The sequence below is a fragment of the Natrinema sp. CRL1 genome (assembly GCF_059162405.1).
In genome coordinates this window covers 448,352-460,615 of sequence record NZ_JBLVOY010000004.1, presented here as the reverse complement: position 1 = coordinate 460,615, position 12,264 = coordinate 448,352, and the positions used below count along the sequence as shown (strand labels likewise).

At 66.2% G+C, this 12,264-nt stretch carries 12 protein-coding genes; 6 read left to right on the top strand and 6 right to left on the bottom strand.

Annotated elements, in window-relative coordinates:
- Window positions 1-143: 143 nt before the first annotated feature.
- On the bottom strand, window positions 144-701 hold the full coding sequence (locus ACJYUO_RS16380; RefSeq protein ID WP_138243518.1) for a KH domain-containing protein: 558 nt from the start codon (window positions 699-701) through the stop codon (window positions 144-146).
- A 129-nt stretch (window positions 702-830) separates the two neighbouring features.
- On the opposite strand from ACJYUO_RS16380, the gene ACJYUO_RS16375 reads away from it, so the two are divergent.
- A complete protein-coding gene (locus ACJYUO_RS16375; RefSeq protein WP_494346412.1) occupies window positions 831-1,589 on the top strand; it encodes a proteasome assembly chaperone family protein in 759 nt (252 codons plus the stop codon).
- Window positions 1,590-1,637: 48 nt separating this feature from the next.
- Here ACJYUO_RS16375 and ACJYUO_RS16370 read toward each other — a convergent pair whose 3' ends face one another.
- Entirely contained in the window at window positions 1,638-2,138 is a 501-nt protein-coding gene (locus ACJYUO_RS16370) for a metallophosphoesterase (protein ID WP_494346411.1), read from the bottom strand.
- A 61-nt stretch (window positions 2,139-2,199) separates the two neighbouring features.
- Window positions 2,200-3,075, bottom strand: coding sequence for a serine/threonine-protein kinase Rio1 (gene rio1, locus ACJYUO_RS16365; protein WP_494346410.1), 876 nt, complete (start codon window positions 3,073-3,075; stop codon window positions 2,200-2,202).
- Window positions 3,076-3,213: 138 nt separating this feature from the next.
- Here rio1 and arcD point away from each other — a divergent pair, with 138 nt between their 5' ends.
- The 5 genes from arcD to ligA all read left to right on the top strand — a co-directional run bounded on the left by arcD (window position 3,214) and on the right by ligA (window position 9,141).
- Entirely contained in the window at window positions 3,214-4,680 is a 1,467-nt protein-coding gene (gene arcD / locus ACJYUO_RS16360; RefSeq protein WP_494346409.1) for an arginine/ornithine antiporter ArcD, read from the top strand.
- Between the two features lie 111 nt (window positions 4,681-4,791).
- Window positions 4,792-5,163: a 2Fe-2S iron-sulfur cluster-binding protein gene (locus tag ACJYUO_RS16355; protein WP_494346408.1), complete on the top strand. Its 372-nt coding sequence runs from the start codon at window positions 4,792-4,794 to the stop codon at window positions 5,161-5,163.
- A 76-nt stretch (window positions 5,164-5,239) separates the two neighbouring features.
- The gene (locus ACJYUO_RS16350; RefSeq protein WP_494346407.1) at window positions 5,240-6,643 is read left to right on the top strand and encodes a selenium-binding protein SBP56-related protein; all 1,404 of its coding nucleotides are present in this window, start codon (window positions 5,240-5,242) and stop codon (window positions 6,641-6,643) included.
- A 4-nt stretch (window positions 6,644-6,647) separates the two neighbouring features.
- Window positions 6,648-6,992: a 2Fe-2S iron-sulfur cluster-binding protein gene (locus tag ACJYUO_RS16345; protein ID WP_494346406.1), complete on the top strand. Its 345-nt coding sequence runs from the start codon at window positions 6,648-6,650 to the stop codon at window positions 6,990-6,992.
- A 61-nt stretch (window positions 6,993-7,053) separates the two neighbouring features.
- Window positions 7,054-9,141 carry an NAD-dependent DNA ligase LigA gene (gene ligA / locus ACJYUO_RS16340; RefSeq protein WP_494346405.1) on the top strand — a complete coding sequence of 696 codons (2,088 nt, stop codon included), beginning with the start codon at window positions 7,054-7,056 and terminating at the stop codon, window positions 9,139-9,141.
- Window positions 9,142-9,210: 69 nt separating this feature from the next.
- Here ligA and ACJYUO_RS16335 read toward each other — a convergent pair whose 3' ends face one another.
- From ACJYUO_RS16335 to ACJYUO_RS16325, 3 genes are all read right to left on the bottom strand, one after another.
- Entirely contained in the window at window positions 9,211-9,735 is a 525-nt protein-coding gene (locus ACJYUO_RS16335) for a GNAT family N-acetyltransferase (RefSeq protein ID WP_494346404.1), read from the bottom strand.
- Window positions 9,736-9,840: 105 nt separating this feature from the next.
- Complete coding sequence (locus tag ACJYUO_RS16330) at window positions 9,841-10,137, bottom strand: SUI1 family translation initiation factor (protein WP_494346403.1); 297 nt, start codon at window positions 10,135-10,137, stop codon at window positions 9,841-9,843.
- Between the two features lie 288 nt (window positions 10,138-10,425).
- Complete coding sequence (locus ACJYUO_RS16325) at window positions 10,426-12,180, bottom strand: excinuclease ABC subunit C (protein ID WP_494346402.1); 1,755 nt, start codon at window positions 12,178-12,180, stop codon at window positions 10,426-10,428.
- Between the last annotated feature and the right edge of the window lie 84 nt (window positions 12,181-12,264).

The following is a 12,264-nucleotide window of genomic DNA, read 5'->3' as shown; positions in this document are numbered from 1 at the left end:
GCGTGAGAACCACCGCGCGGATGACGTGTCCGTCGGGATTCGAGGGGGTTCAGCTATCGGTCGAAAAGCGGTTCACACAGCGGCTCGTCCGAGCGCGGGAGTCAGCGGTCGACAGAGCGACGAAATCGAGACGAACGGACGGGTCAGGACTGGCCGCCGGGGAACCGGTGGTACTCCATTCCCTTGTGTTTCATCTCGTTGTGCTTCTCCTCGAGGAAGGAGTAGACCGCGCCGTGGGGCGCGCCGTCGAGCAACATTTCGGCGGCGCTGCGAACGACGTCGACCTCCTGTGGTGCGCCGATGACGCCCAGCGTCGAGCCGTAGATGACGACGTCGGCACCGGTCAGTTCCTCCATCAGTTCCCGGGTCCGGCCGCCCTCGCCGATGAGCCGGCCCTTCTTGCGTTTCATGTCGGTCTTGTTGCGCGAGGCGGCGTCGATGTCGACCACGTCGAACAACATCATGTCGTCCTCGAGCAGTCGCAGGGCGTCTTCCGGTGCGAAGCCGCGGCCGATCGCGCGGACGATCTCGGGGCCTTTGAGGCCAAGCACGGGATCGCCGACGGTTTCGACGGCGACGGAGCCGTTCTCCGAGTCGATGTCGAGTCGCACTTCGGCTTCCGCCTCGATCTCGCGCATCGTCTCGCCACCTTCACCGATGAGAACGCCGATGCGGTCCTGCGGAATCTTCACGTGCTGCATACAGTCCGCTACTGGCTGGGTGAGGTTAAGCGCTTGGTCCGCGAGCACCGGGTGGGTCGTGGCACCCACGCACGCGGTCGGCGCTGGGCCTGCTCTCGTTATAAGTTGCGCTCGACCGTATCGCGCAGTATGCCATCCGAGCCAGCGTACGACGTATCCGTCTCGACCGACGAACCGATCGAAGGAACGTTGCTCGTCGGACTCGCGAACGTCGGACTGGCGGGACTCACCGCCGTCGACTACCTCGTTACCCACCGCGAGTTCGAGCGGGTCGGGTACGTGCGGTCCCGCGGGCTGCCGGATATCACCCCAGTCGAAAACGGCCAACCGCGGCACCCGATGCGCGTCTACGCGTCGCCGCAGGTCGACTGCTGCGTGTTGCTCAGCGAGCTGTTCGTTCCGGTGTGGGCGGCCGACGCGTTCGCAGACGGCGTTCTGGAGTGGATCGATACGACCGGCATCGACGAGATAGCCGTCCTCCACGGGGTCCCGTATCCACACGGTCCGGACGAACACGACGTCTTCTCCGTCGCCACCCCGGAGTATAGGAATCAACACCTCACTGACTCGCCCGTCTCGCCGGTCAACGGCGGCGTACTCGACGGCGTCGCGGGCGCACTGACGACCCGCAGTCTGGAGGGGGAAGCCCCGCCACTGGGCGCGTTCGTCACCCCGACGCATCCACCCGGACCGGACCTCGAGGCGTCGCTCCGGTATCTGGAGCTGCTCGAAACCGTCTACGGGCTCGAGATCGACGACGAACAGCTCCGCGAGCGAGCCGCGGAGCTCCAGCGGTACTACGGGGAACTCGCGGACCGCATGGAAGCGCTCACTGATCAGGAACCCCTCGAGAATCGGAGCTTCCCGGAAGATCGAATGTTCATGTGAGCCGGGGAACGGCTGCCGCCGACACCGACCCAGCGAAATCGGGAACGGTTACTCGAGCACCGATCGGAACCGCACCGACTCCGAGCGGGTGTCGACGACGGCGACCGTGCGGTCTTCCTCGGCCGCCACCACGTGCGCACCGGGGTTGAGTACCGTCGTTCGGCCCTCCTCCGACAGTTCGCGCTCGTGGTGGTGGCCGTAGCAGACGAAATCGTAGGTCTCGCCGGCCGCGATCGCCTCGACCTCGTCGCGATGCTCCCCGTGGAGCACTGCAAACGAGAGGCCGTCGAACTCGAGGCTGGCGAATCGGCCGTGGAGTTCGCTCTCACCGCCGAGCGAGTCGAACGCGCGCTGGAGATTCCGGACATCGCCGTCGTTGTTCCCGAGGACGCCGTGGACCTCGAATTCCTCGAAGAAGTCGATCATCAGCGGCGCGATGAAGTCGCCACAGTGGACGACGGTCTCGACGCCTTCCTCGAGAAAGATTTCGGTCGCGCGCTCGATCGCGTCCACGTTGTCGTGGGTGTCCGAGACGATGCCGATGTTCATACGTGTTCGCGCGGGAGCGAGCCACTAAGGCGTTCGGGGACCGCAGACTCCGTCGGTACCATCAGTCTCGAGACGGGTCCGGCTCCGGACTCGTGACGAACTCGAGCAGGTCGTCTTCGGCGACCTCGAGCCCTTGCCGAGAGAAGAAACTCGCGACGTTTCGGCAGTCTCGCTCGAGGAACTCGCGGCTGTTGGGGTGGTGGACCGTGACGGCCTGCCCGAGGTCGATGACGACGAGTTGACCCTCGTCTTCGTCGAAGACGACGTTGTACTCGCTCAGGTCGCCGTGGATCAGGCCCGCCGAGTAGAGCCGGCGCATGTACTCGCGCATGACCTCGTAGGCGGTCTGGGGGTTCTCGATATGGACCTCGCCGAGCCGTTTGGCGCGGCCGTCTTCGGTCCCGATGTACTCCATGACCAGAACGTTGCGCTCGGTCGCGATCGGTTCCGGCACCCGCACGCCGGCCGCCTGCGCCCGTCGGAGGTTCGCCAGTTCCTTTTTCGTCCACGCGAGGACGACGTCTTTCTTCTTGCCGCCCAGCCCCTCGAATCGGGGGTCACCCTCGAGGTAGTCGCGCATCTGTCGGAAATTCGAGGCGTTGATCCGGTAGATCTTGACCGCGACCTCGCGGTCGTCGCCCTGTGCGAGGTAGACGTTCGCCTCCTTACCCGTCGAGAGCGGGCCGCCAAACGCATCGACGTAGCCGTCCTGGACGAGTTTGTACAGTGCCGCCAGGGTCGCGTCGTCGAACACCGACTGCTCGACCTTGAACTGCTCGGCGTCTTTGATTCGCTCCTCGAACTGCTCGAACTTTCGGTCGCGCTTGCGGGCGATGCGATCGGCGTCGGTCTCCGAGACGTCGATCTCCTCCCACTCGTCGCCCGGGGTATCGGCTTCCTCGAGGTCGACCAGTCCGAACTCCGTTCCCTGTCCCATCTACTCGGTCGTAGGCTCCCCGACGGGTAAAGTACTGGGTCTGGCCGCCGGCTCGGTCCGGTCGCTACGAGGCCGGGAGTCGACCGGCGAATGACGATTTATTTATGGCCGCTGTCGCAAACTCGGACCGACTCGAACATGGGACTGGGTTTCACACCGAAGACCTACGACGAAATCCCCGAGGACAAGCAGCCGTCGTTGGGGGAAGCGCTCGTGCCGATCGCGGCGATGCTCCTGTTCCTCTCCGCCGGAATGATCTGGTTCGATATGGACCCGCAGATGCCCTTGCTGTGGGGAATCGCCTTCGCGGGACTGTTCGGCCGGTACTACTTCGGCTACTCGTGGAGCGATCTCTACGACGGCATCGGGCGCAGTATTCTGACCGGCCTCCAGGCGATCCTCATCCTGTTTGTCATCTATATGCTCATCTCGTCGTGGATCGATTCCGGGACGATCCCGACGCTCATGTACTACGGACTCGAGTTCCTGTCGCCACGAATATTCCTTCCCTTTACCGTCGTCCTCTCGGCGGTCGTCGCCTTCGCGATCGGCTCGTCGTGGACGACCGCCGGGACGCTCGGCGTCGCGATGATCGGGATCGGGTCCGGGCTCGGGATCCCGGAGGCAATGACCGCCGGTGCCGTCCTCTCGGGGGCCTACACCGGCGACAAGAACTCGCCGCTCTCGGATACCACGAACCTTGCCGCCGCGGTGACGAACACGGAACTGATGGATCACATCCGAGCGATGCGTCCCGGCACCGCGATCTCGTTTGCGATCTCGCTGGTCCTGTTTGTCGTCTTGGGCCTGAGTGCAAGCGGGACGATCCCCGTCGGCCGCATCGCCGAGATTCAGGGCGGGCTCTCGAGTAGCTACGTGATCTCGCCGGTGACGTTCGTCCCGCTGGTCATCACGTTCGCGCTCGCGCTCTACGGCTTCCCGGCGTTGCCGTCGCTCGGGGCTGGTATCTTCGCCGGCGTCGGGGTCACCATCGCCGTGCAGGGAGCGAGTTTCGCCGCCGCGTGGGAAACCGTCCACAACGGAACGGGACCGGAGACCGGCGTCGACCTGACGAACGAGTTGCTCGCCAGCGGCGGACTGTCCGGTTCGGTGTGGGTGGTTTCGATCGTCATCGCCGCACTGGCGCTTGGCGGTATCCTACAGGAAACCGGCGTGCTGGCGGCGATCGCGTACCACATCGGACGGGCCGTCAGCAGCGTCGCGGGCCTGACCGCCGGCACGGCCGTGGGAACCGTCGCGATGAACTTCCTCGCCGCGGAACAGTACATGGCGATCGTCGTGCCCGGCATGACCCTACAGAACCTGTACGACGAGTACGACCTCGAGAGTCGGAACCTCTCGCGAGCGGTCGAAGCCTCGGGAACGACGACATCGGCGTTCGTGCCGTGGGGGTCGGGCGGCGTCTTCATGGCCTCGGCGCTCGGCGTCCCGGTGATCGAGTACGCCCCGTACTACTTCTTCGGCATCCTCTCGCCGCTAGTCCTGATCCTGATGGGGGCGACCGGCTGGGGGATCGTCTACACGGACGACGCCGACCGGGATGAAGCCGAGAAAACGGCCGAACCGACGCCTACTATGGACTAATCTCGTTTCGCTTCTGATCCTGGCTCGCGCGCACGGACTTTTGTCGTCGCGGGTCCTAAGTGCTCGCATGATCGACCGACCCGAACGACGAGCGCGGCCGACGGAGGGAAGATGACTGACTACGACGTGACCCTCGAGTGGGCCGACGGCCGGACCGAGTCGATCGTCGTCGCCGACGACGAGACGGTCCTCGAGGCGGCCCAACGGGCCCGTATCCGGCTCCCCTACGACTGTCGGGCCGGGACCTGTATCACCTGCGTCGGCCGGTTGATCGGGCTCGCGGACGGAGACGGCGGCCGCGACGAGAACGAGCCGATCGACGCCGCGGAGGGCTTTACGTACCGACGGCAACCGCAGGCCCTGACCGAGCAGGAAGGGGCGGACGGCTACGTCCTGTTGTGTATCGCCTCGCCGCGAGCCGACTGCCGTCTCAAAGTTGGGCCGCGAGTCCGCGCCGAGGTCGGCGACAGTCCGTGGGCGTAGGGCCTCCCGCTCTCGTCACGACCCCCACCCCAACCCCCCGGTCAGACTTATCTATGTGTTCGTGGTCGGGAGAACCATGAGTGATACTAGCACAAGTGGCGATGTCGAACCGGGCCACGACCACGACCACGAGCACGACCACGAAGGACCCGGCTACGCGACGCCACAAGCGGCTATCGAGGAAGGGGAACGTGAGAAACTGGCCTACGTGATGAGCCTCTACGTCGGCACCGACGTCGACGCGTCGGACTTCGTGGCGGTCGTCGACCTCGATCCCGACTCCGAGACCTACTGCGAGATCGTCGACCGCATCGAACTGCCCAACCGCGGCGACGAACTCCACCATTTCGGGTGGAACGCCTGCTCGTCGTCGTGTCACATGGAGGGCCTCGAGCGGCGACACCTGATCGTTCCCGGCCAACGCTCCTCGCGGATCCACGTGATCGACGCTCAAGACCGACGGAATCCCGAACTCGAGACGGTCATCGAACCCGAGGAGGTCTACGAGTACGACCTCTCGGCACCACATACCGTCCACTGCATCCCGGACGGTGAGATCCTGATCAGCATGCTCGGCGACGCCGACGGCGACCTGCCGGGCGGCTTCCTCGAGCTAAACGACGACTTCGAGATCGAGGGGCGCTGGGAGCCGCCGGGCGAGATCGAGATGAACTACGACTACTGGTACCAGCCCCGCCAGAACGTGATGGTCTCGAGCGAGTGGGCCGCCCCCAAAACGTACTACCCCGGCTTCGACCTCGAGGACGTCGAAGAGGGCAACTACGGCCACCAGCTCCACTTCTGGGACTGGGAGGCCGGCACCGTCGAGCAGACCATCGACCTCGGGGAGGAGGGGCAGATCCCGCTCGAGGTGCGCTTTCTCCACACGCCCGAATCGACCCACGGGTTCGTCGGGGCCGCGCTCTCGTCGAACATCTTTCACTTCTGGCGAGATCAAACGGGCGAGTACCGCGCCGAGAAGGCCATCGACTTCGAGAGCCGAGACCACGAGGACTGGGACATGCCCGTTCCCGGGCTGACCACCGACATCCTGATCTCGATGGACGACCGGTACCTGTTCGGCTCGAACTGGCTCCACGGCGAGGTTTGGATGTACGACATCTCCGACCCCGCGAATCCGCGGCGGGCCGACTCGCTGTCGGTCGGCGGCACGTTCGGCGAGGTACAGGAAGTTCAGGGCCGCGAACTATCCGCAGGGCCGCAGATGATCCAACTCTCGCTGGACGGCGAACGGCTCTACTGGACCACCTCGCTGTTCTCCTCGTGGGACGAGCAATTCTACCCCGAAGAGGGCGAGTGGGGCTCAGTGATGCTGAAAGCCGACGTCGATCCCCGACGAGGGACGATGGAACTCGACGAGGACTTCCTCGTCGACTGGGGCGAGTGCCCGGCGGGACCGGCCCGCGCCCACGAGATCCGCTGGCCCGACGGGGACTGCACGAGCGACGTCTGGCAGTGATCGGATGGCGACCCAGCGACACGACGTGACCCTCGAGTGGCCCGACGCCGACCGCGGGACGCGGACGATCGCGGTCGGCGAGGACGAGACGGTCCTCGAAGCCGCGGAACGGGCCGATATCGTCCTCCCGTTTGGCTGTCGGACCGGCGCGTGCGGGACCTGTGCGGGGCGGCTGCTCGAAGACGTCGACGACGATGTCCTCACACACCGCCGACAGCCTCGAGCGCTGAAGGAACGACACCTATCGGACGGCTACGTCCTGCTGTGTATCGCCACCCCGCGGACCGACTGTCGGGTCGCGGTCGGCTCGAGCATCCACGCCGAACTGGTCGACAACCCGTGGAAGTGACTCTCGGAGCCCCGCTCCGCGGTCAATACCATTAACGGGGGTGAACGGCTACCCTCGAGCAATGCCAGTCGCCGACGAGAACGCGGACGCGGAGAATCCCTATCTTCGAGCGCCGCCGACCGATTTCGCCCCGCTCGAGGAACTCTCGGAAGACGAGGCCCGCGAGCAGGTCGAACTGCTCCGAGAGGCGATCCGGGAGCACGACCGCCGGTACTACGTCGAGAGCGAGCCGCTGATCGCCGACCGCACGTACGACGCGCTCTTTGCCCGGTTGCGCGACCTCGAGGACGCCTTCGATCTCACTCATCCCGATAGTCCCACGCGGAGCGTCGGCGGCGAGCCGCTCGAGGCGTTCGAGACGGTCGAACACGTTGAACCGATGCTCTCGATCGACCAGAGCGGCGAGGCCGAGGACGTACGGGACTTCGGCAATCGCGTACAGCGGGAGGTCGGCGACGTCGACTACGTCTGCGAGCCCAAGTTCGACGGCGTCTCGATGGAGTTCGTCTACGAGGACGGCAGCTTAGAGCGAGCAGTCACCCGCGGCGACGGCCGCGAAGGTGACGACGTGACCCGCAACGCCCGCACCATCGGCTCCGTCCCGCAGCGACTCCACGGCGACTACCCCGACTTCCTCGCCGTGCGGGGCGAGGTCTACATGCCGAAAGACGCCTTCCAGGCACACAACCGCGAGCGCATCGAGCGCGGCGAGGAACCCTTCGCCAACCCACGCAATGCCACCGCGGGGACGATCCGCCAGCTGGATCCCTCGACCGTCGCCGAACGCCCCCTCGAGGTGTTCTTCTTCGATGTCCTCGCGGCCAGCGACCTCGAGGACTCCCACAGCGCCGAACTCGAGCGGTTCGCCGAGTGGGGGCTGCGGGTCACCGACCACGTCGAATTGGCAGCCGACATCGACGGCGCGATCGACTACCGCGACCGGATGCTCGAGGCCCGCGACGACCTCAACTACGAGATCGACGGCACCGTCATCAAGGTCGACGACCGCGAGGCCCGCGAGGAGTTAGGTCGGACGGCCCGTCACGATCGCTACGCCTTCGCCTACAAGTTTCCCGCCCGCGCAGAGGTCACCCCGATCGCCGACGTCGCGGTCCAGGTCGGCCGGACCGGGCGGCTGACGCCCGTCGCCCTGCTCGAGCCGGTCGACGTCGGCGGCGTCACCGTCTCGCGGGCGAGCCTGCACAACCCCGAGGAAATCGCCGAGAAGAACGTCAACGTCGGCGACACCGTCCGCGTCCAGCGCGCGGGCGACGTGATCCCCTACGTCGAGGAGGTCGTCGAGAAGGGCAGCGAGGGCCACTACGAACTGCCCGACCGCTGTCCCGTCTGCGACAGTCCCGTCGAGCGCGACGGCCCGATGGCCTTCTGTACCGGCGGGCTAGGCTGTGATGCCCAACTCCGGCGCTCGATCGAGTACTACGCGGGCGACGACGGCCTCGATCTCGAGGGGCTGGGCGAGAAGAGCGTCCGCCAACTGGTCGACGCCGGCCTGCTCGAGACCGTCGCAGATCTCTACGAACTCGAGCGCGAGGCCCTCACCGACCTCGAGGGCTGGGGCGAGCAAAGCGCCGAGAACCTGCTCGCGGAGATCGACGCCAGCCGCGAGCCGCCCCTGCTTGACTTTCTCTCCGCGCTGGGCATCCCCCACGTCGGCCCGACGACGGCCCGCGAACTCGCCCGCGAGTTCGGCACCTTCGAGGCCGTCCGCGAGGCCGCCGAAAGCGAGCCCGAACGACTCGAGGGCGTCGACGACGTCGGCGAGACCGTCGCCGAGACGATCCACGAGTTCTTCGCGAGCGAGGCAAACGCCGCCGTGGTCGACGACGTGCTCGAGCACGTCTCTCCGCAGGAAGTCGATGTCGACACTGACACCGGCGGTGAACTCGAGGGACTCACGTTCGTCTTCACCGGCTCGCTTGCCGAGATGACCAGAGGCGAGGCCCAAGAGCTCGTCGAAACCCGCGGTGCGAACGCGACCGGCAGCGTCTCGGGGAACACGGATTACCTCGTCACCGGTGAGAATCCCGGGGCGACGAAACAACAGGACGCAGAAGACAACGACGTACCGATCCTCGAGGAGAGCGAGTTCCGGGCACTGCTCGAGGACGAGGGGATCGCCCTCGAGTAGCGAGTAGTCGGCCGAATCGAAACAACCAGAGACAGTTCGACAGCGCAGAAGGCAGTTCAGCGGCCCGGATTACAACTCGAGCGTGTAGACCGCTTCAGGGTAGTACTCGCCGTCGATTTCGACCTCACCCTCGTCGGTCTGTTCGAAGCCAAGGCCCTCGTAGAAGGTGCGGCTGGCATCGTTGAACGCGAAGTCGATCGATCGAATCCGGTCGACGTCGTAGGACTCGATTTCGGCGATCAGTCGCTCGTGGAGTTGCGAGCCGATCCCTTCGCCCTGCCGGTCCGGGTGGACGTACATCCGGAGAATGTCGGCTTTATCGCCCTGTGCGACCGCGTGGGTGAAACCGACGATCTCGCTATCGTTCTCCGCGGCTGCGCCGCTTTGCTCCGAGGCGCGTTGGGCCTCGCTCTCCTCCGCGACGAGGACGATCGTTCCCGGGGCCTCGAGCGGCATCGAGTCGTCGGTGTACCAGTCGTCTACCGTCCGGTCGATAGTCTCGGCTGCGAGTTCGTCGTAGGTGTCGTGCCACGTGGCGCGAGCGACGGCCGTGATCGCCTCGAACTCGTCGGTCGTGGCGGGTCGAACGTGCATACGTCATTATCGAACGTGGAACATAAATAGCCCGTTGCCCCGAGGGCGATTATTCGAGGGTGAGAGGGCCTCGACCGGCGACAAACGGGACGGGCCCGTCCTGATTCACTCGCGAACGTCGAATCCTCGATCCCGGAGCAGGTCCGGAACGCGGTCGCGGTGGTCGCCCTGCAGTTCGATCCGGCCGTCGTCGACCGTGCCGCCCGTCCCGAGCGAACTCTTGAGGTCCGAGGCGGTCGATTCGACCTCCGATTGCGTGAGGTCGAACCCCTCGATGATCGTCACCGGTTTGTCGTACCGGCGGCTCTCGGTCCGGATCGACAACACCTGCTGGGAGGTCTCGAGGTCGCCCTGACTGTCGAGTTCGTCGAGCAAATCGTCGAGGTCGTCTTCCTCTGCCATAGTTACACATGGATCAGGGCGGGGGATAGCCCTGTCCTTGCCTTCGCAACGGTCGCGGTACACGCCGGCTTCGGTGACGCCTCGAGAACACGCCGCTCGAGGACTGGACGGTGACCCGTCTTCGCGAGTAGCACGGGCGAAGGACTCGGAAGACGCGGCGCGTCTTCCGGTGGATGAGTGAGCGATCGAAGGGAGCGAGCGAATCGGGCGGGAGGACGTGGCGATTCCCGTTGCCGCGATAGCAGGACACGTCGTTCCGTCTCGGCATCACGCTCGCTGCTTTTGCGGTCAGAGTCGCGATTTGATCGTCTCGGCCGTCTTCTCACCGACCCCCTCGACGCTCCGGAGGTCGTCCAGAGTCGCCTCCCGAACGTTCTCGACGCTGCCGAAGCGCCCGAGCAGTCGCTTTCGGGTCTCGGGACCGACTCCCTGGACGTCGTCGAGCACCGTCTTAACCTCGTCCCGGACCGTCTGGTGGTACTGCACGGCAAAGCGGTGAGACTCGTCGCGAACGCGTTGGAGGAGATGCAGGTGCGGCGCGTCGCTCGGCCACGAGAACGTCCGGTGGGGCGTGACCACGCGCTCCTCGGCCTTCGCCAGTGCGACCGCCGGCACGTCCCAGCCGACCGCCGAGAGCGCGTCTCGAGCCGCCTCGAGTTGGCCCTCCCCGCCGTCGATCAGGAGCAGATCGGGGTCCGGCCGGTCGTCCCGGTCCTCGACGGCGCGGCGGGCGCGCCACTCGAGTAAGGCGTGCATATTGTCGTAATCGTCGTTCTGGTCGGTCAGTTTCTTCCGACGGTAATCGGCTTTCTCGGCGCTGCCGTCGACGAACGTGACGTTGCTCCCGACCGCGGCCTTTCCCTGTGCGTGGCTCACGTCGAAGCCCTCGATCCGCCGGGCCGACTCGATCTCGAGGGCGTCGGCGAGCATGCCACACTCGTCGCGCCGACCTACGTTGCGCCGGGCGTTTTTCAGCGCGAGTTCGACGAGTTTGGCCTCCCGGCCCGCGCCCGGTACGCGGACGGAGACGCCCTCGGCTTCGAGCCACGCGGCGACCTCCTCGTCGCCGTGGCGCTCGGGCAAGAGCAGGGCGTCGGGGAGGTTGCGTTCGGCGTAGTACTGGACGATGAAGGCCGCGAGGACGGCGGGGACGCCGTCCGCTTCGCTGCCCACACCCCCGCCGGAGCCGGGGGCCTCGAGCGTGTGCCGGTCCCGGTCGACCAGTTTACCGTCTTCGGCGCGCAGCCGGGCGACGGTCGCGTCCTCGCCCTCGATCGCGACGCCGAGGACGTCGACGGCCTGCTCGTCGCCGACGGATTGGACCGCCTCGCCGCCCTCGCCGTGGAACGCCGCGACGGTCTCGAGGCGGTCCCGCAGGTTCGCCGCGCGCTCGAAGTTCTGCTCCTCGGCGGCGGCCTCCATCTCCCGGCGCAGCGGATCGGCGAGGACCCCGGTCTCGCCCTCGAGGAAGCGCTCGACGGCGGTGACGTCCTCGCCGTAGCTCTCGAGGTCGATCTCGCGAGTACAGGGGGCGGTACAGAGCCCCATCTCGTAATCCAGACACGGCCGGTCCCGGCCGGCGTACTTGTGGTCCGAACACCCGCGGACGCCGTAGGTCTCTCGCAACGCTTTGACGACCGTCTCGACCTGTTTTTTGCTGGTATAGGGACCGAAGACGGTCGCCGACTCGTCGGGATCGCGAGTGACCTCGATCCGCGGCGCGTCGTGGTTGGTCAACTGCACCATCGGATACGATTTGTCGTCCTTGAGCCGGACGTTGTACCGGGGCTGGTGGCGCTTGATCAGGTTCGCCTCGAGCAGCAACGCTTGGGTCTCGGTGTCGGTGACGGCGATCTCGATGTCGTCGGCGCGGTCGACCATCCGCCGGATCCGCGCGCTGCGGGGGTCGGCGTAGGACCGCACCCGATCGCGGAGATCGACCGCCTTCCCGACGTAGAGCGTGGTGTCTCCCTCGCGGAACTGGTAGACGCCGGGCTCTCGCGGCAACGACCCGGTCCGCTCGCGAACCCCGTCGGCGTTCATCGGCGGCCCTACGGAGTCAGGAGGTTTCAGCCTGACTCCTCGGCACCGCCGAACACCGAGTGGTCGGCACTCGTCGCCGCGCCG

Coding starts and splice junctions, on each gene's coding strand:
- ligA (WP_494346405.1), top strand. CDS start 7,054: ATGCCAGTCGCCGACGAGAACGCGGACGCGGAGAATCCCTATCTTCGA.
- ACJYUO_RS16330 (WP_494346403.1), bottom strand. CDS start 10,137: ATGGCAGAGGAAGACGACCTCGACGATTTGCTCGACGAACTCGACAGT.
- ACJYUO_RS16355 (WP_494346408.1), top strand. CDS start 4,792: ATGACTGACTACGACGTGACCCTCGAGTGGGCCGACGGCCGGACCGAG.
- ACJYUO_RS16350 (WP_494346407.1), top strand. CDS start 5,240: ATGAGTGATACTAGCACAAGTGGCGATGTCGAACCGGGCCACGACCAC.
- rio1 (WP_494346410.1), bottom strand. CDS start 3,075: ATGGGACAGGGAACGGAGTTCGGACTGGTCGACCTCGAGGAAGCCGAT.
- ACJYUO_RS16335 (WP_494346404.1), bottom strand. CDS start 9,735: ATGCACGTTCGACCCGCCACGACCGACGAGTTCGAGGCGATCACGGCC.
- arcD (WP_494346409.1), top strand. CDS start 3,214: ATGGGACTGGGTTTCACACCGAAGACCTACGACGAAATCCCCGAGGAC.
- ACJYUO_RS16325 (WP_494346402.1), bottom strand. CDS start 12,180: ATGAACGCCGACGGGGTTCGCGAGCGGACCGGGTCGTTGCCGCGAGAG.
- ACJYUO_RS16375 (WP_494346412.1), top strand. CDS start 831: ATGCCATCCGAGCCAGCGTACGACGTATCCGTCTCGACCGACGAACCG.
- ACJYUO_RS16380 (WP_138243518.1), bottom strand. CDS start 701: ATGCAGCACGTGAAGATTCCGCAGGACCGCATCGGCGTTCTCATCGGT.
- ACJYUO_RS16345 (WP_494346406.1), top strand. CDS start 6,648: ATGGCGACCCAGCGACACGACGTGACCCTCGAGTGGCCCGACGCCGAC.
- ACJYUO_RS16370 (WP_494346411.1), bottom strand. CDS start 2,138: ATGAACATCGGCATCGTCTCGGACACCCACGACAACGTGGACGCGATC.